Raw genomic sequence first — 23,269 nt, 5'->3', positions numbered from 1 at the left:
AATACCGGCAAGAGCCGGCTCAGCCCGGCCAGCGCTGGGCCTTGGAGACCAGGAAGTCGCGGAACACCTGCACGCGGGCGACAGACTTCAGCTCCTCCGGATAGACGAACCAGCCGTCGAGCACCGGCATTTCCTCGTCGTCCAGGATCTGCACAAGGCCTGAGCCGTCGCGGACGAGATAGTCGGGCAGGACCGCGATGCCGATGCCGTTCTCCACAGCCGCCACCAGGCCGGAAATGTTGTTGATGGTCATCGCATAGGAGCGCGGCGCCATGCCGTTGCGCCCGGCGGTGGCCAGCCAGGTGACGTTCTGCATGTAGTTCGGCGCGCGGCCGCCAAAGGCCAGGATGCGGTGGCCGTCGAGCTCGGTTGCCGATTTCGGCGTGCCGTTGCGCTTCAGGTAGTCCGACGAGGCATAGGCGTGGAACTTGATCTGGAAGAGCTTGCGCTGGATGAGGTCGGGCTGGACCGGCTGGCGCACGCGGATGCCGACATCGGCCTCGCGCATCGACAGATCGAGCTCTTCGTCGGTGAGCAGGACCTTGATCTGGATGTCGGGATAGAGATCGAGGAATTCGCCAAGCCGCGGCGCCAGCCAGGCGGTGCCGAGGCCGACCGTGGTCGTCACCTTGAGCTCGCCGTGCGGCCGTTCCTTCGAATCGGTCAGCTTGATCTTGGCGCTTTCGAGCTTCATCAGCACGTCCTGCGCCGTGTGATAGAGCAGCTCGCCCTGTTCGGTGAGCACAAGGCCACGGGCATGGCGGTGGAACAGCGGAACCTTCAGGTCCTGTTCCAGCGACGAGACCTGCCGCGAGACCGCCGATTGCGACAGCCCGAGCGTGTCGGCGGCATGGGTGAAGCTTCCCGCGGCCGCCGCCGCATGAAAGATACGCAACTTGTCCCAGTCCATCGGATCGCCCTCCTCAGGCGCCGGGTGCTCTGGCGGGCTTATTCAGCGGCTTGGCGGGTCGTCGCGTGGTGGGCGAGAAACCGTTCGGCTTCGAGGGCAGCCATGCATCCCATTCCAGCGGCGGTGACCGCCTGGCGGTAGATGTCGTCGGTGACGTCGCCGGCGGCAAAGACGCCGGGTATGTCGGTGGCGGTGGAATCGGGCGCGGTCCACAGATAGCCCGACGGCTTCTGCTTCAATTGCCCGACAAAGAGTTCGACGGCCGGCGCGTGGCCGATGGCGACGAAGACGCCGTCGGTCGGCCTCTCTGATGTCTCGCCGGTCTTGACGTTCTTCAGCCTGACCGTGGTGACGGCCGAGGGATCGGACCTGCCCATGATCTCGTCGATGGCGCTGTCCCAGATGACCTCGACCTTGGGATGGGCAAACAGCCGGTCCTGCAGGATGCGCTCGGCGCGGAACGAGTCGCGCCGGTGCACGACCGTCACCCTGGAGGCGAAATTGGTCAGGAACAGCGCTTCCTCGACTGCGGTGTTGCCGCCGCCGACCACGATGACTTCCTTGTTGCGGTAGAAGAAGCCGTCGCAGGTGGCGCAGGCCGAGACGCCGAAGCCGCGGAATTTCTGCTCGGAGGGAAGATCGAGCCACTTGGCCTGAGCGCCGGTGGCGACGATCAGCGCCTCGGCAAAATAGACCTCGCCGGATTCGCATTCGAGCCGGAACGGACGTGCCGACAGGTCGACCTTGGCGACATGGTCATAGATGACGCGGGTGCCGACATGCTCGGCCTGCTTCTGCATCTGCTCCATGAGCCAGGGGCCCTGGATGACATCGGCGAAGCCGGGATAATTCTCGACATCGGTGGTGATGGTCAGCTGGCCGCCGGGCTGGATGCCCTGGATCATGACCGGCTTCAGCATGGCGCGCGCGGCATAGATTGCAGCCGTGTATCCGGCGGGGCCGGAACCGATGATGACGACGCGTTCGTGGTGGACGCCCATGGCGCGCTCCAGCCGGCGGGGGGTGCGGAGAAATATGTCGGCATCAAGAATCCGACTGCTCACTATTTTGAGCAAGCTATGCGCACTGCGCAAGGCTCAAGTGGTGACTTTCCCTGATTTGATTGATCTCGAAAATGAATGAGTCGCCCGCGGCTTTCGCCGGGACGACCCATTTTCCGCCATTTCGCGGTGGAATCAGATGGTCTAGGGCTGGTGGCCTAGGCCGCCCGCCCTGTGATCTTCCGAATGAATTTCTTCAACATGCTCGAGCGGGCATGACGGCCCTGCTCATGATCCACCACCGCCTTGCTGGTCACCCAGTTCATCTGGACGGCGCGACGCTTGCCGGCAAAGGGCTCATGGCCGTGCCAGGATTTGTCCGAGCGCTTGAAGACGAGCAGCGTCCCGCCATTGGGGGGAACCTCGGCGGCGAAGTCGTTCAGGTCGGTGCCGTTCTTCAGAATGCGCAGCCGGCCGCCATCGGCGTCCCAGTCGTCATTCATGTAGATCAGGACGGTGATGATCTTGGTTTCGGAATCGGTGTGGATCTTGCCGTCGGTCGCCCGGCAGAAGCCGCGGACCGTGTACATGGTCGGGCGATTGGTGAGATCGACGTTGAATTTCTCTTCGATCAGCTTGCGGAACGGCTCCTGGTCGATCTCCGTCATGAGATCCTTGAAGCGGCCGTGGATGTCGAGAACGGAGGGCGGGTGCGAGCCTGGGCCCGGCACGTCCGGATAATCCTTCAGGATCTCCTGAAGCTTGTCCGCCTTCACGAAGTTCGGGACGACGAGATAGTCATAGGGCTCGGTCTGGGCGGGCGTCGCGCGCAGGCGGTCGAGGTCGATGAGGCTCATGGCTGGACGGCTCCAGTCTCTCGTGGGGGAGGCTGAGAGGTAGGCCTTCGACCGCGTTGTGTAAAGTTGCCGAGGGTGCAATAGGAGCCGTGCAGAGGGGCCGCGCGGCCCCGCCGTCCGCAGCCGCTCCAGCAGGCGCGCCGTTTTCGCCGGTCTCCGAATGGTCTTCGCGTCTCACGCCTTTATTGTGTTTCTGTCTGTACTGCTGTGCGTCTATGCGGCTGGCGTGTCGCGCCGCGCGAGCCTCGGCCCCTATCTGATCATCGCGGCATCGCTGTTCTTCTATGCCTTCTGGCATATCGCCCATCTGCCGCTGTTCCTCGTCTCGATCGGCGCGAATTTCCTCCTGGGACAGGCGATCCGCGCGCGGATCGGCACGAAAGCCGGCAAGGCCATTCTGACGGCGGGCGTTGCCGCCAATCTCGCCCTTATCGGCTATTTCAAATATGCGCTGTTCTTCCTGACCTGCTTCTCGGCGGCCACCGGCATCGCCTCGCCGGCGCTTGCCATCATCATGCCGATCGGCATCTCGTTCTTCACCTTCCAGCAGATCGCCTATCTGGTCGATACGTGGCGGGGCAAAGTCATTGCCCACGGCTTTCGCGACTACATCTTCTTCATCTCGTTCTTCCCGCACCTGATCGCCGGTCCGATCGTGGCGCAGGCGGATCTCCTGCCGCAGCTCGCCGAACGGCGCGACTGGCGCCTGAAACCGGAACAGCTGGCCGTCGGCCTCGCGCTGTTCTCGGTCGGCCTGTTCAAGAAGACCGTGCTGATCGATCCCTTCGTGCCCTATGTCGACGCGATCTACCGGACGGCGGCGGCCGGTCAGCCGGTCGCCATGGCGGATGCCTGGCTCGGCGCGCTCGGCTATTCGTTCCAGATCTATTTCGACTTCTCGGCCTATTCCGACATGGCGATCGGGCTTGCCTATCTGTTCGGCTTCCGCCTGCCGATGAATTTCTTTTCGCCCTACAAGTCGGTCGATATCCGCGACTTCTGGCGGCGCTGGCACATGACGCTGTCGAGATTCCTGCGCGACTATCTCTATATCCCGCTTGGCGGCAGCAGGCGGGGCCTCGCCCACACGCTGATGGCGGTGATCGTCACCATGACGCTCGGCGGCCTGTGGCATGGCGCGGGCTGGACCTTCATCCTCTGGGGCCTGATCCACGGCCTGTTCCTCGCCTTCAACCATCTGACGCGCCACGTCCGGATGTTGCGCACCGGGTCGCCCGAGGCCGCCTGGCGGGCGACGACCGCCGGCCACGCGCTGTCGGTCGTGGTCACCTTCCTGGCGGTGACGCTGGCCTGGGTCTATTTCCGTGCGCCGGACGTTGCGACCGCCCATCTGATGTTCTCGGCCATGGTGGGCATGACGAATGCCTCCTACGAGCACCTGCTCGGGCGCGGGCTGATGCCGCTGATCCCGGTCTGGCTGTTCATCGTCTGGGCGTTGCCGAACACGGCCGAGATGTTCCGCCGGGCCCATCCGTCCCTCGACATCCGTGAGCATGTCGCCCATGCGGGCGGCGGTGTCTTCGATCGCCTGATGACCTATCGGCAGAACTGGCGCTGGGCGGTCGGCTCCGGGATGGTGCTGGCGATCGCCTGGTTCGCGCTGTCGAACCTCACCCCCTTCATCTATTTCCAGTTCTGAGGCGCTCGCATGTTCCGACGCCTCTGGCTCACCATCCATCGACCGGTCTCGGCGCCCTTGTTCCTCAAGGCCTTCGTGGTGACTCTTGCCGGGATCGCGCTGGCCGTTGCCGGCATCAACCTTGCCGCCTTCCGCCTGATGCTGCGCCCGGAGAACCAGTCGGCGGTGCAACTGATCTCGGGCTATGAGCGCACCTACAAGCCGATCCTGTTCGACCAGATGCGGCCGGGCATTGCGGTCTTCGGCTTCTCCCATGCGCGCGATGCCTTCGATCCCGTCGACCTCCAGGCGATCTCCGGCCTTCCCGCCTTCAACATGGGCATGTCCGGCGGCACGGCCTATGAGATCCGCCGCTTCGCCCAGTCCGCAGCTGCGACCGGCAGCCTCAGGCACGCCCTCATCAATCTCAACGGGCTCTATGGCGGCGCCGGCGCGCTGCAGACCCAGTACGGCTTCGACGACCGTCTGCTGAATGTCGATCCGGTGGGGCAACCGACCAGCTTCGTGGCGCTCAACCGGGCCATCGCCGTCACCCTGTCAGGCGCGGCCATCGGCACCAATGCCGAGGTGCTGATGGCGCTCATGCGGATCGGGTCCGGCACGCCGAAAGAGACCGTGCTGGCGGCCTATGACCGGTTCGATTTCACCCGCCGTGCCGAATGGGTGCAGGCGGCGCGCGACCGGATCCTCGATGGCCGTTCATGGGGTGAGCGCGAACCACAGGGCTATCGCGGCCGCCGCGAGGAGCAGGGCACGTTCGAGGATCTCGAGATCGCGGTGACCACGCTCTGTTCGGCGGGGGTGGCCGTGCATGCCTATTTCACCCCGCGGCATGTGCTGAACTCGGCCTGCGTGCCGAATGCGGCGCGCGAGACCGCCATGTACGACACGCTGAAGCGCCTGCAGGCGGCCTGCCCGGCAGGGCTGACCTTCCACGCGTTCGACTATCCGAACCGCATCACGCTGGACGGGCTGATCGAGCCGAAACAGCGGAGCGAGCTCTATCGCGCCGACCTCCATCCGCGCCCGACGCTTGGGCGCCTCATCGCGGCGCGCATCCTCGGCCGGCCTCTGCCTGCTGGCTCGATCGATCCGGGGCCGGACTTCGGCGCCGACCTCCTCGCGATGAGCCGGACTGACGCGGAAGCCTGGGTTTCGGCACGCAAGCGCCGCTGCATCGGCGAATGGACCGAGGAGGGCCGGGCCGGGCTGCGTTGACGTCGTTGTGCAGTGCAAAAGGGGCCGCCCTGCGCGAAAGAATATTGCGCAAAGACGCCGCCCCATGATAGCGCTCTTTCAACATGGAGGGGCACGTGAAGGCTCGGCTCGACGCCATTGACTGGAAGATCCTGAAGGAGCTTCAGGCCGACGGTCGGATGACCAATGTGGAATTGGCAAGCCGGGTCGGCATCTCCGCGCCGCCCTGCCTCAGGCGCGTAAGGGCGCTGGAGGAAATGGGCATCATCCGCGGCTATCGCGGCATGCTGGCCGGCGACAAGCTGGGCTACGGCGTGACGGTCTTCGCCATGGTGCATCTCGCCAGCCAGGCCGATGCCGATCTCAATGCCTTCGTCGCCCAGGTGCGCCAATGGCCGATCGTGCGCGAGTGCCACACGGTCTCCGGCGATTTCGACTTCGTGATGAAATGCGTCGCCCCCGACCTTCACTCGTTCCAGGCCTTCGTCACCGATCTCACCTCGACGCCGAACGTGCGCAATGTGCGCACCGTCCTGACCCTCAACCAGGTCAAGGACGAAGCGGCGGTGCCGATGGAAATCCCGCCCGCCGGCTGAGGCAGGCGTGTGACACCGATGACAGATTCCGCTCCCTCCCTCGCGCCAATCGCAGCCGGCTCCCGGTTCGTCCTTGCGCTGCCCGACGGACCGATGTCCGGCCTGCGCTTCGGCCGCGAGACGAGCCCGCCCGATCTCGTCTTCCTGCACGCCACCGGCTTCAATGCCGAGACCTATACGCCGCTTTTGGCGCCGCTCGCCGATCGGTTCTCGATATTGGCACTCGACCAGCGCGGCCATGGCCTGACCCGACTGCCGACCGACCCGGCCCATCTCATCAGCTGGCAGCCCTATGCCGACGATGTGGTCCGCGCGATCGACCTGCTGGTGCCGGATGGCGCAAAGCCGATCGTGCTCGCCGGGCACTCGATGGGCGGCATCGTGGCACTGCTGGCGGCCGGTGCACGGCCCGCCAAGGTGCGCGGCCTGCTGCTGCTCGATCCGGTCCTGATGCCGCATCTGATGCGGCTCAGCCTCTACACGGCCTGGGGACGCGCCAAGGCGCGGGCCTTCGGGCTGGCGGTCGGCGCCGCCAAGCGGCGGGCATTGTTCCCCTCGAAGGAGGAGGCGGTCGCCACTTATCGGACACGCTCCGCCTTCAAGACCTGGCAGCCGGGCTTTCTGGAAGCCTATGTCGAGGGCGGCTTCGTGCCCGATCCCGAAGGCGTGCGGCTCGCCTGCGCGCCGGCCTGGGAATCCGCGACCTTCGCCGCCCACCGCCACAATGCCTGGCGCGTGCTGAAGCGGCTCACCATGCCGGTGCGTCTGCTCGCGGCCGGCCACGGCTCGACGGTCAAGGGCGGCATTGCGACCGTCAACCGCGTGGCGCCCAAGGTGCAGGCGGCGGTGGTCGAGGGCACGACGCACTTCTTTCCGATGGAAAAGCCGGCGGTTGTACAGGGTGCGCTTGTCGATCTGCTCACTCGTTCGTGACCATTGAGCGCGGGCTTGTGAGGCGGATTCAGGCTGTTGGTCAGCTATTGGTAACCAACCAGAGCATAGGGGTTGAGACGCATTCTCGCCCTGTCCCGGCGTCCAAGATCGGCACTCCAATTTCATGTCATTCGCGCAGAGCTTCCCTTCGTGGTTCTGGACCGGCGGCCCGTCGACACGGGTGGCTTCGGTTCCCCGCGATGCGCGCGTCGATCTGTTCCGTGGCATCGCGCTGATCGCGATCTTCATCGATCATGTCGCCGGCAACTGGCTGAGCCGTGTCACGCCCTCGGCCATGGGCCTGTCGGATGCCGCTGAATATTTCGTGCTGCTGGCCGGCTTCTCGGCGGCGCTCGCCTATGGCGCGGTGATCGACAAGCGCGGCTTCGTCACCGGCTCGGCGCAGGTCGTGGCGCGCATCTGGAAGCTCTACACCGCCCATATCGGCCTGTTCGTGTTCACGGCCGTCACGGTCGCGATCATGGCCGTCAAGTTCGGCAACCCGCTCTATTTCGACCATGTCGCCATCGTGCCGTTCTTCCAGGACCCGGCCAATGCGATCTGGCAGATCGCGGCCCTGGTGTTCCTGCCGAACTATCTCGACATCCTGCCGCTCTACATCGTGCTGCTCGCCATGGCGCCGATGCTGTGGGTTCTGGCGCGCATTGCACCTGCCTTGGCGCTTGGCGTCTCGGTGAGCCTCTATGCGGCGGCCTGGTCCATCGATTTCGCCTTGCCCAATCTCGCCACCGGCGGCGTCTGGTTCTTCAACCCGTTCGCCTGGCAATTGCTGTTCACCATCGGTCTGATCGCCGGACACGCGACGCTGAGCGGCATCGCGCTTCCCCGCAATGCGCTCCTTCTGGTCCTCGCCAGCGGCGTGGTGCTGCTCGGCCTGGTCAATTCGGCGCCCTGGGCGATCATCCCTGGCCTTGAGAACCTCGCCCTGCCGGATCTCTGGCGGCTCGACCCCGACAAGACCAACCTGTCGCCGTGGCGGCTCGCCCATGCCCTGTCGCTGGCCTATCTGGTCGCCCGCTTCGTGCCGCGCGATGCCGCCTGGATGAAGTCGGCCATCGGCCGGGCGCTGGACGATTGCGGCCGCCAGTCGCTGCCGCTGTTCTGCCTCGGCGTCATCCTGTCGCTTGCCGGCACCGTCGCGCTGTTCGAGATCAGCCGCGCCTGGCCGATGCAGATTGCCGTTAATCTCGTTGGTATCGGGCTTTTGCTGACGGCCGGTCGTGTGCTTCAATGGTACCGCGCCGCCACGGCCAAGGAGCCGGCCCCCCGCAATGCGGTGCGCGACGAGGTGAAAGCCGCTTGAGGTCTTTGTCCGGTTTGGTCGCCATGGCTGGTCTGTGCATCGGCCTCTCCCTGTCGGGAGCGGCAGCGCAGCCGGATTCGGCCGCCGCACCGTCCTCACGTTGCGCCGTGCAGGCCGCGCTCCGGACCTTCGCCGAAGATCTCCCGAACTCACGCACCGCGCTTCGCGATGGCCGCAGCCTGACCATTGTGGCGCTTGGCTCGTCGTCGACCGCCGGCACCGGCGCCTCGTCGGACCAGACGACCTATCCTGCCGTGCTGAAGGCCGAGCTGGAGCGCCTGCTGCCCGGCCACGAGATCAGCGTGATCAATCGCGGCATTGGCGGCAATTCGGCGATGCAGATGTATCACCGCATGGACGACGAGGTGATCTCGGAAGAGCCGAACCTCGTCATCTGGCAGACCGGCGTGAACGACGCGATCGGCGATATCGGGCTCGACCGCTTCAAGCGCATGCTGCGCAAGGGTATCGCCAAGCTGCGCGAGGCCGGCATCGACGTGCTGCTGATGGATCAGCAGCCGCTGCCGCGCGCGGAGCGCTATCCCGCCTATACCGATTATCTCACCGCCCTGCGCGAGGTTGCCACCGAGACCAGCGTGCCGGTCTATCGCCGCTATGACGTGATGACCGAGCTGCTGCGCGACGGCCGGCTGCGCCAGGACGAGATCTTCTCATCCGACGCGCTGCACATGGTGGACGGCAGCTATTATTGCGTCGGGACGACGCTGGCGCGCTCGATCGTCGAGAAGCTTGCGCCCCGCGCGCTGGGTGCCATTCGCTGAACTCGTCGTGACATCAGGGGACAGTGCCGTTTTGGCGCTTCCCCTCCGGGTGATTCCCGTCTATAGACGCCGCCAATCCGGCGGGCAGCCTTCAACGGTTGCCCGGTACAGAGCCGGCACCTCCAGGAGGACGCGCAACGCCGCGTCCTTTTTTGTGAGACCCGTTACCTTTCGCGGAGCGTTGGCTCTTTCGCTTCGCGGCGCGAGGCGATTTCGACTATGCCCAAACGCACTGATATCTCATCGATCCTGATCATCGGCGCAGGTCCGATCGTCATCGGCCAGGCCTGCGAGTTCGATTATTCGGGCACGCAAGCGGTCAAGGCGCTCAAGGAAGAGGGCTACCGGATCGTCCTGGTCAATTCCAATCCAGCGACGATCATGACCGACCCCGACCTGGCGGACGCGACCTATGTCGAGCCGATCACGCCGGAGATCGTCGCCAAGATCATCGAGAAGGAACGCAACGTCCTTCCCGGCGGCTTCGCGCTTCTGCCGACCATGGGCGGTCAGACCGCGCTGAACACTGCGCTGAAGCTCGAGGAAATGGGCGTCCTCGCCAAGTTCGACGTCGAGATGATCGGCGCCAAGGCCGATGCCATCGACAAGGCGGAGAACCGCGAGCGATTCCGCGAGGCGATGACCAAGATCGGTCTTGCGACGCCGCGCAGCCACGTCGTCCAGTCGCTGGGCGCAGCCATCGACTGCCTCGACGATATCGGCCTGCCCGCCATCATCCGCCCGTCCTTCACCATGGGCGGCACCGGTGGCGGCATCGCCTACAACAAGGCCGAGTTCATCGAGATCTGCGAGCGCGGTCTCGACGCCTCGCCGACCAACGAGGTGCTGGTCGAGGAAAGCGTTCTCGGCTGGAAGGAATTCGAGATGGAGGTGGTCCGCGACCATGCGGATAACGCCATCATCGTCTGCTCGATCGAGAACATCGACCCGATGGGCGTCCATACCGGCGATTCGATCACGATCGCGCCGGCGCTGACGCTGACGGACAAAGAATATCAGATGATGCGGAACGCCTCGATCGCGGTGCTCCGCGAGATTGGCGTCGAGACCGGCGGTTCGAACGTGCAGTTCGCGGTGAACCCCGAGGACGGCCGGCTGGTCGTCATCGAGATGAACCCGCGCGTGTCGCGCTCGTCGGCGCTCGCCTCCAAGGCGACCGGCTTCCCGATCGCCAAGGTCGCGGCCAGGCTTGCGGTTGGCTACACGCTCGACGAGGTGATGAACGACATCACCGGCGGCGCGACCCCCGCCTCGTTCGAGCCGACCATCGACTATATCGTCACCAAGGTGCCGCGCTTCGCCTTCGAGAAATTCCCGGGCGCCGATCCGGTCCTGACGACGTCGATGAAGTCGGTCGGCGAGGTCATGGCGATCGGCCGGACCTTCCAGGAATCGTTGCAGAAGGCCATGCGCGGCCTCGAGACGGGCCTCACTGGCCTCGACGAGATCGAGATCGAGGGCCTGGGCCGCGGCGACGACAAGAACGCCATCCGCGCGGCGCTCGGTACGCCGACGCCGGACCGCCTGCTCAAGGTGGTGCAGGCCATGCGGCTCGGCATTTCCAACACCGAGATCCACTCCTACTGCAAGATCGATCCGTGGTTCCTCGACCAGATCCGCGGCATCGTCGACATGGAAGCGCAGATCCGCGCCAAGGGCGTGCCGCAGTCGCCGGCAAGCTTCCGCGCACTGAAGGCCATGGGCTTCTCGGACGCGCGGATCGCCGTTCTGACGGCCAAGACCGAGGCCGAGGTCTCCAAGGCCCGCCGCGCGCTCGATGTGCGCCCCATTTACAAGCGGATCGACACCTGCGCGGCCGAGTTCGCGTCGCCCACCGCCTATATGTACTCGACCTACGAGGCGCCTTTCGCCGGCCAGCTTGCGGATGAATCACGCCCGACCGACCGCACCAAGGTGGTGATCCTCGGCGGTGGCCCGAACCGCATCGGCCAGGGCATCGAGTTCGACTATTGCTGCTGCCATGCCTGTTTCTCGCTGTCGGATGCCGGCTACGAGACGATCATGATCAACTGCAACCCGGAAACGGTGTCGACCGACTACGACACCTCCGACCGGCTCTATTTCGAGAGCCTGACGGCCGAGGACGTGATCGAGATCCTGGAGCGCGAGAAGACCAATGGCACGCTGAAGGGCGTGATCGTGCAGTTCGGCGGCCAGACGCCGCTGAAGCTCGCCCGCGCGCTGGAAGAGGCCGATATCCCGATTCTCGGGACGTCGCCGGATGCGATCGATCTTGCCGAGGACCGCGACCGGTTCAAGCGGCTGCTGGACAAGCTCGGACTGAAGCAGCCGAAGAACGGCATCGCCTATTCGGTCGAGCAGGCCCGCCTGATCGCCGCCGATCTCGACTATCCGCTGGTGGTTCGCCCGTCCTATGTGCTGGGCGGCCGCGCCATGCAGATCATCCGCGAGGAGAGCCAGCTTGGCGATTATCTCCTCGGGACGCTGCCGGAGCTGGTGCCGGCCGACGTCAAGGCGCGCTATCCCAACGACAAGACCGGCCAGATCAACACGGTGCTGGGCAAGAACCCGCTCCTGTTCGACCGCTATCTGTCGGATGCGATCGAGGTCGATGTCGACTGCCTTGCCGATGGCAAGACCAGCTACATCGCCGGCATCATGGAACATATCGAGGAGGCCGGCATCCATTCGGGCGACTCGGCCTGTTCGCTGCCGCCCTATTCGCTCGGCGCCGACATGATCGCCAGGCTGGAGACCCAGACGAAGGCGCTGGCCCTGGCGCTCGACGTCGGCGGCCTGATGAACGTCCAGTACGCGATCAAGGACGGCGAGATCTATGTGCTGGAGGTCAATCCGCGTGCGTCGCGCACCGTGCCCTTCGTGGCCAAGGTGATCGGCGAGCCGATCGCCAAGATCGCATCGCGGGTGATGGCGGGCGAGAGCCTCGCCTCGTTCAACCTGAAGCCCAAGACGCTCGGCCATATCGGCGTCAAGGAAGCGGTGTTCCCGTTCGCCCGCTTCCCCGGCGTCGACGTGCTGCTCGGACCGGAAATGCGCTCGACCGGTGAGGTGATCGGCCTCGACCGGACCTTCGCCACCGCCTTTGCCAAGAGCCAGCTCGGCGCCGGCACGATCGTGCCGACAGGCGGCACGGTGTTCGTGTCCGTGCGCGACGACGACAAGCCGCGCATCCTGGATTCGATCCGCAACCTCCACGCGCTCGGCTTCAAGATCATCGCGACATCGGGCAACCAGCGCTATCTCGCCGAGCAGGGCATTCCCTGCGGCAAGATCAACAAGGTGCTGGAGGGACGGCCGCATATCGTCGACGCCATCAAGAATGGCGGGGTGCAGCTGGTGTTCAACACCACGGAGGGTGCGCAGGCGCTGGCGGATTCGCGTTCGCTCCGCCGCGCGGCCCTCTTGCAGAAGGTGCCCTACTACACCACTCTTGCAGGTGCGATTGCCGCGGCGCAGGGTATCAAGGCCTATCTCGAGGGCGACCTCGAGGTTCATGCGCTGCAGAGCTATTTCGACAAGCCCTGATCCCAGGGCGCTGCTCGAAACGTCATTCGCGAGTCACAGTTCGACGGGTTGCGTGGCCGGCGTCCTCGGCCTCGCGATCCATCTCTTTGTTCTTGAAAGGTCAGGGCGAGCATCATGGAAAAGGTTCCGATGACCGTTGCCGGTTTCGCCAACCTCGAAGCCGAGCTGCAGCATCGCCAGCGCGTCGAACGTCCGCGGATCATCGCGGCGATCTCGGAAGCGCGCGCCCATGGCGATCTCTCCGAAAATGCCGAGTATCACTCGGCCAAGGAGCAGCAGTCCCACAATGAAGGCCGGGTGGTCGAGCTGGAGAGCCTGATCGCACGAGCCGAGGTGATCGATGTCACCAAGCTGTCGGGCGATACCGTGAAATTCGGCGCCACCGTCCGCCTGCTGGACGAGGAGACCGAGGACGAGAAGACTTGGCAGATCGTTGGCGACAGCGAGGCGGACGCCAAGGCCGGCCGGATCTCGATCTCGTCGCCGATCGCCCGCGCGCTGATCGGCAAGAAGGTCGGCACGGTTGTGGAGGTCAACTCGCCCCGCGGTGCGCGCACCTACGAGATCCTGGACGTGCGCTGGGGCTGAGCCGCCGGCTTCGCACCCGTCGACATGCGTCATGCCCGCCCCTGTGGCGGGCATCCACGTCTTCGGGCCAGGCCGATTGATGCCAAGAGCTGGATGGCAGGCCTAAGGCCTGCCATGACGGTTGATCCGGTGCGGCGGCTTGCTCGCCCAGCCTGGGCGCCTCGTTGCGCTGGTCGAAGTGCTGGCTGGGCCTGCGTCCCCCTGAAACGCTTCTCCACTGTCCCTGTCGTCGCGTTGAAACACCGCCGGTGTCCTCTGATCCTCAGGGGCAAACCGACGGACAATGACCATGGCACTCTCGATCTCGCGCCGCGCTGGCCTGGCACTGGCCGGCTCCGTCCTGCTGATGGGGCTCGGCCCGGCGCTCGCCCAGAAGGACCAGCGCGTGGCCGCGCCGCGCGAGGAGGCCGACGATCTCCAGGCCTCCATCGCCAAGTCCAATGCCTATACCTCGCTGATGAACCGGACGCTCAGGGCGGTGCAGTCGTGGGGACGTTACCGCTCCTGGGTGGACATGCGCCGCGGCCCGACCGGCAACGAGCGCTACATCAGCTACGGCCTCTACAGCCTCTATGACGTGACATCCGAGATCGCCAAGGCGGAGCAGGCGACCGACGCCCAGCCGCGCCTGCCCGAGCTCGACGACACGATGCGCCGCTATATCGCGGCCTATCAGCGCCTGGCGCCGCTGATCACCCGTGCCGAGCGCTATTACGAGCGCAAGGATTACCGCGACGATGCCATGGCTGAAGGCCGCGCCCTGCACCGCGAGATGGTGCCGGCGGCGGAGGCCTTCCTGGAGCAGCGGGCGGCGCTGGAATCGCACATGCGCACGTTCAAGGGTGACCTTGACCAGCGGGAGCTTGCCGCGATCGAGGCGCGCGAGGGCAAGTCGGCGCGCTGGCAGATCCGCAACATCATGATCAATGCCCGCGCCGTCATGGACCTGATGCCGAGCAACGACCGGCCGGTTGTCGACATGGCCTCGTTCGACCGGGCGGTGGCGCAGTTCTCGGCGGCGGTGCGCGAGATGGACCGTTTCAAGGAGACCAATCCGCAGGGCGTCTCGATCATGGACAGCCAGGCCAGCTCCTGGCTCGGCAAGATCCGCGACTTCCGCGACAAGCTTGCCCGCTCGCGCGGCGATGTCAGGCGGGGCGGGGCGGGGAACGACGCCAACTGGATCGTGTCGTCCTACAACACGATGGTGACGCTGTCGGATACCGCGATGCGGACGTCGCGCTGAGGCCGGCGGGCCTCTTTGAATCGGAACGCCCGGCGCTCTTCGCGAGCCACCGGGCGGGCCTGTGTCGTGATCTGCGAGCGGGGCGACGGCGGCCCGGCTGATCTGCAGCCTATTTGGCGAAGTTGTTATTGACCGCGTTGAACGCGTTCAGCGTGTTCGAGCCCATCGTGTTGACGGCGACGATGACGACGGCGGCAATGCCGGCGGCGATCAGCCCGTATTCGATGGCGGTGGCGCCGGAGTCATTGCGGAAGAAGCGCGCGATCAGGGAGGTCATAGCGTTCCTTGTCAGATACTGGTCGTTGATGGACAATCTGAAGAGACCACGAGCTTCGGCCTCGGAAACGACTATGCAGGACAAATAATAATGGAAATGTCAGACTGGGTGCGCTGATTTTATCAAATTGTCGCGTCAAATTTTGCGCAAAACAATATCTCTATTAGCCGGCTTTGGCGGATTGTCTCGCCCTGTCCAGTACAACTGGACAGAGATGTCGCTCCTGTTCCACGACACGTCCTGTTGTCCCGCGGCGATGGCGACCCAGACGGAGCGAGGTCTCCGTCCGGTTCCACGACATCTCCGCCGTCAACGGGAATAGATCGGCGGGCAGGGGGCAAACCTGTCCCCGTTGCCTCAGCCGCCGAGCAATTGCTTGACCGCCGGCGAGGCCTTGCCGAAGTCCATCTTGCCGGCGAAGCGCGTCTTCAGTTCGGCCATCACCTTGCCCATGTCCTTGAGGCCCGCGGCGCCGATCTCGGTGATCACGCCGGCAATGGCGGTGCGGGCTTCGGCCTCGTCCATCTGGTGCGGCAGATAGGCCATGATGATGGCGATCTCGCCGTTCTCCTGGTCGGCCAGTTCGGGGCGGCCGCCGTCGAGATAGAGCTTGGCGCTCTCCTGTCGCTGCTTCACCATCTTCTGCATGAGCTGCAGGATCTCGTCGTCCGAGAGCGGCTCCTTGCCGGCGCCGCGGGCCTCGATGTCCTTGTCCTTCAGCGCCGACTGGATCAGGCGGATGGTGGAGAGGCGCGCCTTCTCGCCGGCCTTCATCGCAACCTTCAGGTCGCTCATCAGTTGGTCACGCAACATGGCTGGTCTCCGGGCTTGCGGGGAGCTTTTGGCATGATGCCGGAAAAGCCTTCCCCAAAGAGGCGGTAAGCCTCTGATTTTGTTTGAAAATAATGTCCCCGCGAGGGGTTGACGGCAGGCGCGTGCTTGCCGTAAACGTGCGGCTGATCCCGCGCTGGAATCTCCTGGCGCTTGCGCGTGTCGGCCCTCCCGTCTGCCAAGGGCTTGGGGGCCTTCGACCGGCGCGCATGACCCGAGCCTGATAGACGAACCATGACCGACACTCAAGATCGCGCGCAGGCGCCAACGACCGCGGACGGCTGGGCAGAACCCAAGGCGACGGCCCTTCTGGTGCTGGCCGATGGCACGGTAATCGAGGGCTTCGGCCTCGGCGCCGACGGCGAGGCGGCGGGCGAGGTCTGCTTCAACACGGCGATGACGGGCTATGAGGAAATCCTCACCGACCCCTCCTATGCCGGGCAGATCATCACCTTCACCTTCCCGCATATCGGCAATGTCGGCGCCAATGACGAGGATATCGAGACGGTCAACATGGCGGCTGCCTCGGGCGTGCGCGGTGTCGTCCTGAAGGCGTCCATCACCGATCCTTCCAACTACCGCTCGGCCATCCATTTCGACGCCTGGCTGAAGCGCCGCGGCATTGTCGGCCTGTCGGGTATCGATACGCGGGCCCTGACCGCGCTGATCCGCGAAAAGGGCATGCCGAATGCGGTCATCGCCCATTCGCCGTCGGGCACATTCGACATCGAGGCCTTGAAGAAGAAGGCGGCAGGCCTTGCCTCCATGGACGGGCTCGATCTCGTTCCGGGCGTGACCTCCAGCCAGCGTTATCCCTGGTCGGAGACGACCTGGGTCTGGGACGAGGGCTATGGCGCGGTCGGCGAGACGAAACACCATGTCGTTGCCCTCGACTATGGCGTGAAGCGCAACATCCTGCGGCTCCTGGCCAATGCCGGCTGCAAGGTCACGGTCGTGCCGGCAACCGCCTCGGCGGAAGAGGTTCTGGCGCTGAAGCCGGATGGCGTGTTCCTGTCGAACGGCCCGGGCGACCCGGCCGCGACCGGCGAATATGCCGTGCCGGTGATCAGGGCGGTGCTCGACAAGAAGATCCCGACCTTCGGCATCTGCCTTGGCCACCAGATGCTGGGCCTGGCGGTTGGCGCGAAGACGATGAAGATGCACCAGGGCCATCACGGTGCGAACCATCCGGTGAAGGACCTGGACACCGGCAAGGTCGAGATCACCTCGATGAACCATGGCTTCGCCGTGGACGAGGCGACCTTGCCCGGCAATGCGCGCGCCACCCATATCAGCCTGTTCGATGGCTCGAATGCCGGGATATCGCTGACCGACAGGCCTGCCTTCTCAGTGCAGTATCACCCCGAGGCGAGCCCCGGCCCGATGGACAGCCATTACCTGTTCGACCGGTTTGTCGAGCTGATGGACAAGGGCAAGGCGGCCTGATTGGCGCCTGGCCGCGGCGGCCCGGCCGCCGAGTTATCCTCGTTGTCCACAGGCTAGCCCATCGCCCGGGCGGATCGCACCCGGGGTGATGGCGGCGGCGCAACGGGGACATTTCGACCCTTGATCAGGATCCAGCGAAACGGCCAGTACCCGGGAGGGACTGGCCGTTCTGGCAGGCGCCTCTTGGTCGCCGGCAGGCTGTTACTGCGCTGCGGCAACCCGAACGCGGCCGACGCCGGACTGGATCAGGCCGATCGAACGGGCTGCACCGCGCGACATGTCGATGATCCGGCCGCGCACGAAGGGGCCGCGGTCGACCACCGTCACGACAGCCGAGCGGCCATTGCTGACATTGGTCACCCGGACGCGGGTTCCGCACGCAAAGGTGCGGTGGGCGGCGGTCATGGCTTCGGGATTGTGACGTCCACCGCAGGCCGTGCGGCCGGGCAGCTGATACCAGGAGGCGAGGCCGGACTGCTCGGCTGCTTGAGCGTCAGGCACCAGCGCAAACGGCAAAACGGCAACGAACAGCGCCGCGAGGCGCGTTGAAATGGTCATTGGTGAGGGCTCTCTTGTCGCGCGGATCGGACGTTGCGCCGGGCAGATGGCAAACGTCGCAGATCGCGGATGGGTTCCAGCGGCACGGGAATAGATCGCTGGTGCCGCCAACGGAGGCCTGTCTCCTAGGGGAGGAATGAGACCAGAAAGCGGCAGGCGCCGATTCGCGGCCGCGCCCTGCATTTCAGGACGATGACGGCCGCGGGATCTGCCTGTTACGACTGTTGCCGCTCGATCGGGCCAGCCAGAGGTGCCACGTGACCACCAGCTTCGTTCTGCCGGACATGACCATCCACCGCGTCATCGAACAGGAAGGATCGTTCATGAACGCCTTCGAGATGTTCCCGGGGCTCACGCCGGATGTGCTCGCCGCGAACCAGAGTTGGCTGGCCAAGGTCGGCGCCATCGATGCCGATGCCATGCTGCAGCTCTGCTTCCAGGCCTATGTGATCAAGACCCCGCATCATGTGGTGCTCGTCGACAGCTGCATCGGCAATGACAAGCCCCGTCCGCAGCGCGCGGCCTGGAACATGAAGACCGACGACCGGTTCGCCACCGGGCTGGCGGCTGCCGGTGTCACGGTCAACGACATCGACTTCGTGCTCTGCACCCACATGCATGCCGACCATGTCGGCTGGAACACCCGGCTTGAGAATGGCCGATGGGTGCCGACCTTCCCGAAGGCGCGCTACCTGTTCAGCGAGACGGAATATCGCACCTGGACAGAGGCGAATGCCAAGGCACCGGTGCTCGCCTTCCAGGATAGTGTGCTGCCGGTGATCGAGGCGGGCAGGGCCGAGATCGTCGGCGACGACCATGGCATTGGCGACCATATCCGCTTCATGCCGACGCCGGGCCACACCGCGGGACACGTTGCCTTCGCGTTCGGCAAGGGCCGGGACGTCGCCGTCGCCCCCGGCGATCTCATCCACTCGCCCCTGCAGACACTTTATCCCGAGCTGTCCTCGAAGTTCGATGTCGATCAGGCGCTGGCCGGGCGGACGCGCCGGCGCTTCCTGGAGCGCTATTCCGACACCGACACGCTCTGCTGCATGGCGCATTTCCCCTCGCCCTCGGTCGGGCGGATCAAACCGTGGCGCGAGGGGTTCACCTGCGCCCCGGTCGAGGGGTAACAGCCGTCAGGCCCAGAGGCGCTCGCGCTGCCGGTCCTTGTAGAGATCGGCTACCTCGGCGCCATAACCGTTGAACAGCTGCGTCGGGATGCGGTTGCCGACCCCGATGACCTCTTCGGTCGCCTGGCTCCAGCGGGGGTGGGCGACGGCCGGGTTCACATTGGCCCAGAAGCCGTATTCGCTCGCCTGCATGGTCTCCCAGAAAGTTGCCGGCTTTTCGGCGACGAAGGAGATGCGCACGATCGATTTCACCGACTTGAAGCCGAACTTCCACGGCACGATGAGCCGAAGCGGCGCGCCGAACTGGCGGGCTGCGGGCTTGCCGTAGACTCCGGTCACCAGCAGAGCCAGATCATGGGCGGCCTCGTCGATCGCGAGACCCTCGACATAGGGCCAGGAATACCAGGGCGCGCGCTGGCCCGGCGCGATCTTCGGATCGTTGAAGGTCTCCATGCGGACATATTTGGCGGAACCCTGAGGTTGCACCATGTCCATCAGCGCCTTGATCGGGAAGCCGGTCCAGGGAACCGTCATGCCCCAGGCCTCGACGCAGCGGAACCGGTAAAGCCGCTCCTCGATCGGCATCTTGCGGATGAGAGCATCGATATCGATGGTCTGCGGCTTCTCGACGAGACCGTCGATCTTGACCGTCCAGGGGCGGATCGGCAGGGCCTGCGCGGCGGAGGCAACCCGCTTGGAAGTGCCGAACTCGTAGAAATTGTTGTAGTTGGAGGCGATCTCCTCCGGCGTCAGCGGCCGCTCAACCGTGTAGGCGGGGTTGCGCTTGGCCGGATAGAGGTCGGCAGTGGGATCGGGCGCCTGGCCCGCCCGCTGTGCCAGCGCCGGGCCTGCCAGCGTCGCCGCCGCAAGGCCCGCCGAGGCACCGATCAGGCCGCGCCTGCTGAAGAACACGTCCTCGGGGGTCGCCGCGCTCTCGGGCAGCTCCCAGCCGCGCTTCGATTTGATCAGCATGGCGAAACCTTTCCTGTTTGACCTTGACCCGAGCCTAGGCTTTGGGGCCGTTCGTAGACAAATCACGCTATGGCGAGTCGGGGCCTGTCCCGCCCTCGCGCCGGAGGTCCGATGCTGTCACCGACCCTCATCTCCCTGATCGGATTGGCCGCCGCATCCGTTACAACCTTCTGCTGGATTCCCCAGGCCTGGCGGATCATCCGCACACGGGACACCAAGGCGATCTCGCTGTCGGCCTATGGCGCCTTCACCTTCGGCATCCTGCTCTGGCTCGCCTATGGCGTGATGCTCGGCGACCTGCCGCTCATCCTGTCCAATACGGTGACGCTGGCGCTTCAGCTCACAATCGTCGGCCTGAAACTGAGATATGGCTGAGATGACGGGAAACCACGCCGTCCGCGCGCGCCGGGCGCGCCTCATCGGGATCATCGGCCTCGCCGCAGGCCTCTCGCTGGCTGCGGCGCGCCCTGCCAGTGCCGAGACCGGCCGGTGCCAGCCAGCCATGCCCGAAATCCGTTCCGACAAGGGTCTGGTCTTCCGGGCCGATGCCTATGCCCGTCTCGCATGGCGCGAGCGGTCATCTGGCGGAGGGATGCTCGACTATGCCCGGGACATCTGGCGCGGCCGTGTCGGCGACCGGAGGGCCTTCCTGACCTTCGACGAGATTCCCGGAACATCCGGGCCCAATCATGCCATGGACTACCAGCTGGCGCCGGCGCGAACGCGTGCTCGTTTCGTCACGGCGGGTACGCGCTATGATCTCGGAGCGGCCTTCATCATCCGCAGCGGGCCATTGGCGGGCTCGTGGACAGTCACGAATTGCTGACGGTCGCGGCGGCATGCCACCGCCGAATCCGTGCTAGCCATCAGCAATCCTGGCCGGAGTGACAGATGGCATCCCTCACATCCCCCACGCTGGCGCCGATCCTGCTGCTGATCGGCTCCAACATCTTCATGACCTTTGCCTGGTACGGGCACCTCAAGTTCAAGTCGAGCCCGCTCATGCTGGCGATCCTGGCGAGCTGGGGGATTGCCTTCGTCGAGTACTGCATGGCGGTGCCGGCGAACCGCATCGGCAGCGCGGTCTACAGCGCAGCTGAACTCAAGACGATGCAGGAGGTGATCACACTGGTCGTCTTCGCGGTGTTTTCGGTGTTCTATCTGAAGGAACCGCTTGGCTGGAACCATGCCATCGGCTTTGCCATGATCGCCGGCGGGGCGTTCTTCATTTTTCAGGGGCGGGCATGAGCCAGTTCATCAGCGGTGTTGCCGCGCTCGATCGCTACCTCGCCGACGGCTACGAGAAGGTGCGCGGCATGTCCTCGCGCTTCTCGGCGACGATCTGTGGTCATGTGCTGAAGCGCCAGAGCGCGCTCGGTATAGCCGGCGACGTTGCCGAGATCGGGACCTTCGAGGGGCGGTTCTTCATTGCCATGGCTCTGGCCCTGCAACCCGGCGAGCACGCCTATGGGTTCGACGTGTTTACCTGGCCGGACGACAAGGTACTGGACCGGCTCGATGCCAGCGCAGCGCTCCACGGTCTCACCAGCGCCCATTACACGACGCTGCGCCACGACAGCGGCACGCTGGATGTCGCGACCTTTGGCCGGATGACAGGCGGCAAGCCACTGCGCTTCATTCATATCGACGGCGATCATTCGCCGGAGGCCCTGACCCACGACCTGGCGCTTGCCCATGCGGCCCTGCACCCGAAGGGTCTGATCTGCCTCGACGACATGCTGCACCCCGGCTACCCCTTCCTGGTGGTGACGGTGCATGCCTATCTGACGGCCCATCCCGAGATGCGGCTCATGTGCATCATCGACCGCGAGGACATCGTCGCGGCGCCGAAATTCCTGATCTGCCATGTGGACGCCGTCCCGCTCTACGAAAACGACCTGATGTCGAGTTTCCAGGCCCAGCATTTTGTGCTCGGCGGCGATGCCATGGGGCATCATTGCGTGGTGCTGACGCCCCATCCGCGTATCGCTGAGGTTTAGGAGGGGACTCAGCGGCCGGCCGGTGCGACCCGCAGCAACTCGCCATCAGGCGAGTCGGTCAGCAGCCAGAGCGCGCCGTCCGGCCCCTGCTGGACATCGCGGAAGCGCTTGCCGAGATCGGTCAGCAACCGCTCCTGTCCGGTGACGCGATCGCCATCCAGGCTGATGCGCACCAGCATCTGGCCAGCCAGCGCACCTGAGAAGACATTGCCGCGCCAGGCCGGGAACAGGTCGCCGGTGTAGAAGGTGAGGCCCGAGGGGGCAATGGACGGCGTCCAGTAGGTCAGGGGTTGTTCGAGCCCCTGGCGCTCGCGCAGGCCGCCATTGACCGGGCGTCCGTCATAATGCGTGCCCCATGAGATCAGCGGCCAGCCGTAATTGCGACCGGCCCGCACGACATACAGGCCATCGCCGCCGCGCGGCCCATGGTTGCTGATCCAGAGTTCGCCGGTTGCCGGATTGAGAGCCGCGCCCTGCATGTTGCGATGGCCGATCGACCAGATCTCGGGCCGCCAGTCCGCCGCTCCTGCGCCAGCGGGGGCGCCGTCGGTGGTGATGCGGACGATCTTGCCGATGGTGTTGGCCGGGTTCTGGGCTTCCTGTATCTGCGAGAAGCGGTCGCCGGAGGTGACGAACAGATGCCCTGTCCGGTCGAAGACGATGCGGGAGCCAAAATGCAGGCGGCTCGCAAAGGCCGGCTGCTGGCGATAGATGATGCGGCCGTTTTCCAGAGCGGTTGCGTCTACGTTCAAACGCCCGCGAAACACCGAGGTGCTGTTGGTGTCGCTGCCGCGACGCTCGGCAAAGCTCAGATAGACGAGGCGGTTCTCGACAAAGCGCGGGTCGAGCGCGATGCCGAGAAGCCCTCCTTGCCCAACCGCGTGGACCTCGGGGCTGCCTTTGACAGGGGCTGACAGGCGGCCGTCGCGGCCGACCACGCGCAGACGTCCGGGGCGTTCGGTAACAAGCGCGCGGCCATCGGGAAGGAAGGCGAGGCCCCAGGGGTTCTCAAGGCCCCTGGCGATCGTTTGAACTTCAAGCTGGTAGTCCGCGCTGGTCGCCGTGCGAGGCGGAAGGTTCTGGGCACTGACGGCACATGGCGATGCTGTCAGTGCTCCCACCACCATCCATGCGGCCCATGCGGCCCTCATGCCGTGACCGGCGGTTCCTTGCGGGACGGGTCTGCGGCGATGAAGCGCCGCAGCACGAAGGTGAGCAGGGCTCCAAAGACGACCACGAGGGTCGCGACCGTGCCGGACAGGATCCAGGTTTCAGGCTCATCGCCCACTTCGAGTGTCGAAACGTCGAACAACTCGGTGGAGAGGAATGCCCCGGCCACAATGAGTGCCAGCAGCAGCGCCATCACCACGCCGGCGAAAACGATGGTCGGGACACGGGGATAGGCCTGG

Annotated in this window: 24 protein-coding genes; 15 read left to right on the top strand and 9 right to left on the bottom strand. The window is 65.2% G+C overall.

Translation table 11 applies throughout. The features are described from left to right. Positions 1-19: 19 nt before the first annotated feature. From E8L99_RS00120 to E8L99_RS00110, 3 genes are all read right to left on the bottom strand, one after another. The gene (locus tag E8L99_RS00120) at positions 20-910 is read right to left on the bottom strand and encodes a LysR family transcriptional regulator (protein WP_137097645.1); all 891 of its coding nucleotides are present in this window, start codon (positions 908-910) and stop codon (positions 20-22) included. Between the two features lie 38 nt (positions 911-948). Then, positions 949-1,911: a thioredoxin-disulfide reductase gene (trxB, locus tag E8L99_RS00115; RefSeq protein WP_137097644.1), complete on the bottom strand. Its 963-nt coding sequence runs from the start codon at positions 1,909-1,911 to the stop codon at positions 949-951. Between the two features lie 218 nt (positions 1,912-2,129). Continuing rightward, complete coding sequence (locus E8L99_RS00110; RefSeq protein ID WP_137097643.1) at positions 2,130-2,768, bottom strand: 2OG-Fe(II) oxygenase; 639 nt, start codon at positions 2,766-2,768, stop codon at positions 2,130-2,132. 226 nt (positions 2,769-2,994) lie between these two features. On the opposite strand from E8L99_RS00110, the gene E8L99_RS00105 reads away from it, so the two are divergent. From E8L99_RS00105 to E8L99_RS00065, 9 genes are all read left to right on the top strand, one after another. Then, positions 2,995-4,428 (top strand): MBOAT family O-acyltransferase, encoded by a 1,434-nt coding sequence (locus tag E8L99_RS00105; protein ID WP_168201510.1) that lies wholly within the window; start codon positions 2,995-2,997, stop codon positions 4,426-4,428. 9 nt (positions 4,429-4,437) lie between these two features. Next, positions 4,438-5,646: a hypothetical protein gene (locus tag E8L99_RS00100; RefSeq protein ID WP_137097641.1), complete on the top strand. Its 1,209-nt coding sequence runs from the start codon at positions 4,438-4,440 to the stop codon at positions 5,644-5,646. 95 nt (positions 5,647-5,741) lie between these two features. After that, positions 5,742-6,221, top strand: a complete 480-nt coding sequence (locus tag E8L99_RS00095; protein WP_137097640.1) for an Lrp/AsnC family transcriptional regulator — start codon at positions 5,742-5,744, stop codon at positions 6,219-6,221. A gap of 18 nt (positions 6,222-6,239) precedes the next feature. Then, positions 6,240-7,154: an alpha/beta fold hydrolase gene (locus E8L99_RS00090; RefSeq protein WP_137097639.1), complete on the top strand. Its 915-nt coding sequence runs from the start codon at positions 6,240-6,242 to the stop codon at positions 7,152-7,154. A gap of 124 nt (positions 7,155-7,278) precedes the next feature. Next, positions 7,279-8,478, top strand: a complete 1,200-nt coding sequence (locus tag E8L99_RS00085; RefSeq protein WP_137097638.1) for an OpgC family protein — start codon at positions 7,279-7,281, stop codon at positions 8,476-8,478. Positions 8,479-8,501: 23 nt separating this feature from the next. Beyond that, positions 8,502-9,260, top strand: a complete 759-nt coding sequence (locus E8L99_RS00080; RefSeq protein WP_168201509.1) for an SGNH/GDSL hydrolase family protein — start codon at positions 8,502-8,504, stop codon at positions 9,258-9,260. A 219-nt stretch (positions 9,261-9,479) separates the two neighbouring features. After that, positions 9,480-12,809, top strand: coding sequence for a carbamoyl-phosphate synthase large subunit (gene carB / locus E8L99_RS00075; RefSeq protein WP_137097636.1), 3,330 nt, complete (start codon positions 9,480-9,482; stop codon positions 12,807-12,809). A gap of 111 nt (positions 12,810-12,920) precedes the next feature. Further along, positions 12,921-13,397, top strand: a complete 477-nt coding sequence (gene greA, locus E8L99_RS00070; RefSeq protein WP_210421805.1) for a transcription elongation factor GreA — start codon at positions 12,921-12,923, stop codon at positions 13,395-13,397. Positions 13,398-13,686: 289 nt separating this feature from the next. Next, positions 13,687-14,643: a YiiG family protein gene (locus E8L99_RS00065; RefSeq protein ID WP_252511209.1), complete on the top strand. Its 957-nt coding sequence runs from the start codon at positions 13,687-13,689 to the stop codon at positions 14,641-14,643. 109 nt (positions 14,644-14,752) lie between these two features. Here E8L99_RS00065 and E8L99_RS00060 read toward each other — a convergent pair whose 3' ends face one another. Beyond that, a complete protein-coding gene (locus tag E8L99_RS00060; RefSeq protein WP_137097634.1) occupies positions 14,753-14,920 on the bottom strand; it encodes a Flp family type IVb pilin in 168 nt (55 codons plus the stop codon). 357 nt (positions 14,921-15,277) lie between these two features. Continuing rightward, the gene (locus E8L99_RS00055) at positions 15,278-15,733 is read right to left on the bottom strand and encodes a GatB/YqeY domain-containing protein (protein WP_137097633.1); all 456 of its coding nucleotides are present in this window, start codon (positions 15,731-15,733) and stop codon (positions 15,278-15,280) included. 252 nt (positions 15,734-15,985) lie between these two features. Here E8L99_RS00055 and carA point away from each other — a divergent pair, with 252 nt between their 5' ends. Then, positions 15,986-17,197 (top strand): glutamine-hydrolyzing carbamoyl-phosphate synthase small subunit, encoded by a 1,212-nt coding sequence (carA, locus tag E8L99_RS00050; protein WP_137097632.1) that lies wholly within the window; start codon positions 15,986-15,988, stop codon positions 17,195-17,197. 201 nt (positions 17,198-17,398) lie between these two features. Here the strand turns inward: carA and E8L99_RS00045 are convergent, their stop codons facing one another. Beyond that, positions 17,399-17,755: a septal ring lytic transglycosylase RlpA family protein gene (locus tag E8L99_RS00045; protein ID WP_137097631.1), complete on the bottom strand. Its 357-nt coding sequence runs from the start codon at positions 17,753-17,755 to the stop codon at positions 17,399-17,401. Positions 17,756-18,012: 257 nt separating this feature from the next. Between E8L99_RS00045 and E8L99_RS00040 the strand changes: the two genes are divergently transcribed. Next, positions 18,013-18,888, top strand: a complete 876-nt coding sequence (locus E8L99_RS00040; RefSeq protein WP_168201508.1) for an MBL fold metallo-hydrolase — start codon at positions 18,013-18,015, stop codon at positions 18,886-18,888. A gap of 6 nt (positions 18,889-18,894) precedes the next feature. Here the strand turns inward: E8L99_RS00040 and msrP are convergent, their stop codons facing one another. After that, a complete protein-coding gene (gene msrP / locus E8L99_RS00035; protein ID WP_137097630.1) occupies positions 18,895-19,860 on the bottom strand; it encodes a protein-methionine-sulfoxide reductase catalytic subunit MsrP in 966 nt (321 codons plus the stop codon). Positions 19,861-19,971: 111 nt separating this feature from the next. Here msrP and E8L99_RS00030 point away from each other — a divergent pair, with 111 nt between their 5' ends. The 4 genes from E8L99_RS00030 to E8L99_RS00015 all read left to right on the top strand — a co-directional run bounded on the left by E8L99_RS00030 (position 19,972) and on the right by E8L99_RS00015 (position 21,860). Continuing rightward, positions 19,972-20,235, top strand: a complete 264-nt coding sequence (locus E8L99_RS00030; RefSeq protein ID WP_137097629.1) for a SemiSWEET family sugar transporter — start codon at positions 19,972-19,974, stop codon at positions 20,233-20,235. 1 nt (position 20,236) lies between these two features. Next, positions 20,237-20,686, top strand: a complete 450-nt coding sequence (locus E8L99_RS00025) for a hypothetical protein (RefSeq protein ID WP_137097628.1) — start codon at positions 20,237-20,239, stop codon at positions 20,684-20,686. A 65-nt stretch (positions 20,687-20,751) separates the two neighbouring features. Then, entirely contained in the window at positions 20,752-21,108 is a 357-nt protein-coding gene (locus E8L99_RS00020; RefSeq protein WP_137097627.1) for a DMT family protein, read from the top strand. After that, complete coding sequence (locus E8L99_RS00015; protein WP_137097626.1) at positions 21,105-21,860, top strand: class I SAM-dependent methyltransferase; 756 nt, start codon at positions 21,105-21,107, stop codon at positions 21,858-21,860. Before E8L99_RS00020 ends, E8L99_RS00015 begins: the two co-directional genes overlap by 4 nt. A gap of 8 nt (positions 21,861-21,868) precedes the next feature. Here the strand turns inward: E8L99_RS00015 and E8L99_RS00010 are convergent, their stop codons facing one another. Together E8L99_RS00010 and E8L99_RS00005 are read right to left on the bottom strand one after the other, a co-directional pair. Next, positions 21,869-23,011 carry a PQQ-dependent sugar dehydrogenase gene (locus E8L99_RS00010; protein WP_215907037.1) on the bottom strand — a complete coding sequence of 381 codons (1,143 nt, stop codon included), beginning with the start codon at positions 23,009-23,011 and terminating at the stop codon, positions 21,869-21,871. After that, positions 23,008-23,269: hypothetical protein (locus E8L99_RS00005; RefSeq protein ID WP_168201507.1), on the bottom strand; the 262-nt coding region annotated here is incomplete at its 5' end. The genes E8L99_RS00005 and E8L99_RS00010, both read right to left, overlap by 4 nt.

The organism is Phreatobacter aquaticus (assembly GCF_005160265.1).
GTDB classification, from domain to species: Bacteria; Pseudomonadota; Alphaproteobacteria; order Rhizobiales; family Phreatobacteraceae; genus Phreatobacter; species Phreatobacter aquaticus.
The sequence above is the reverse complement of the archived record's forward strand: the minus strand, read 5'-3'. Positions and strand labels throughout refer to the sequence as shown.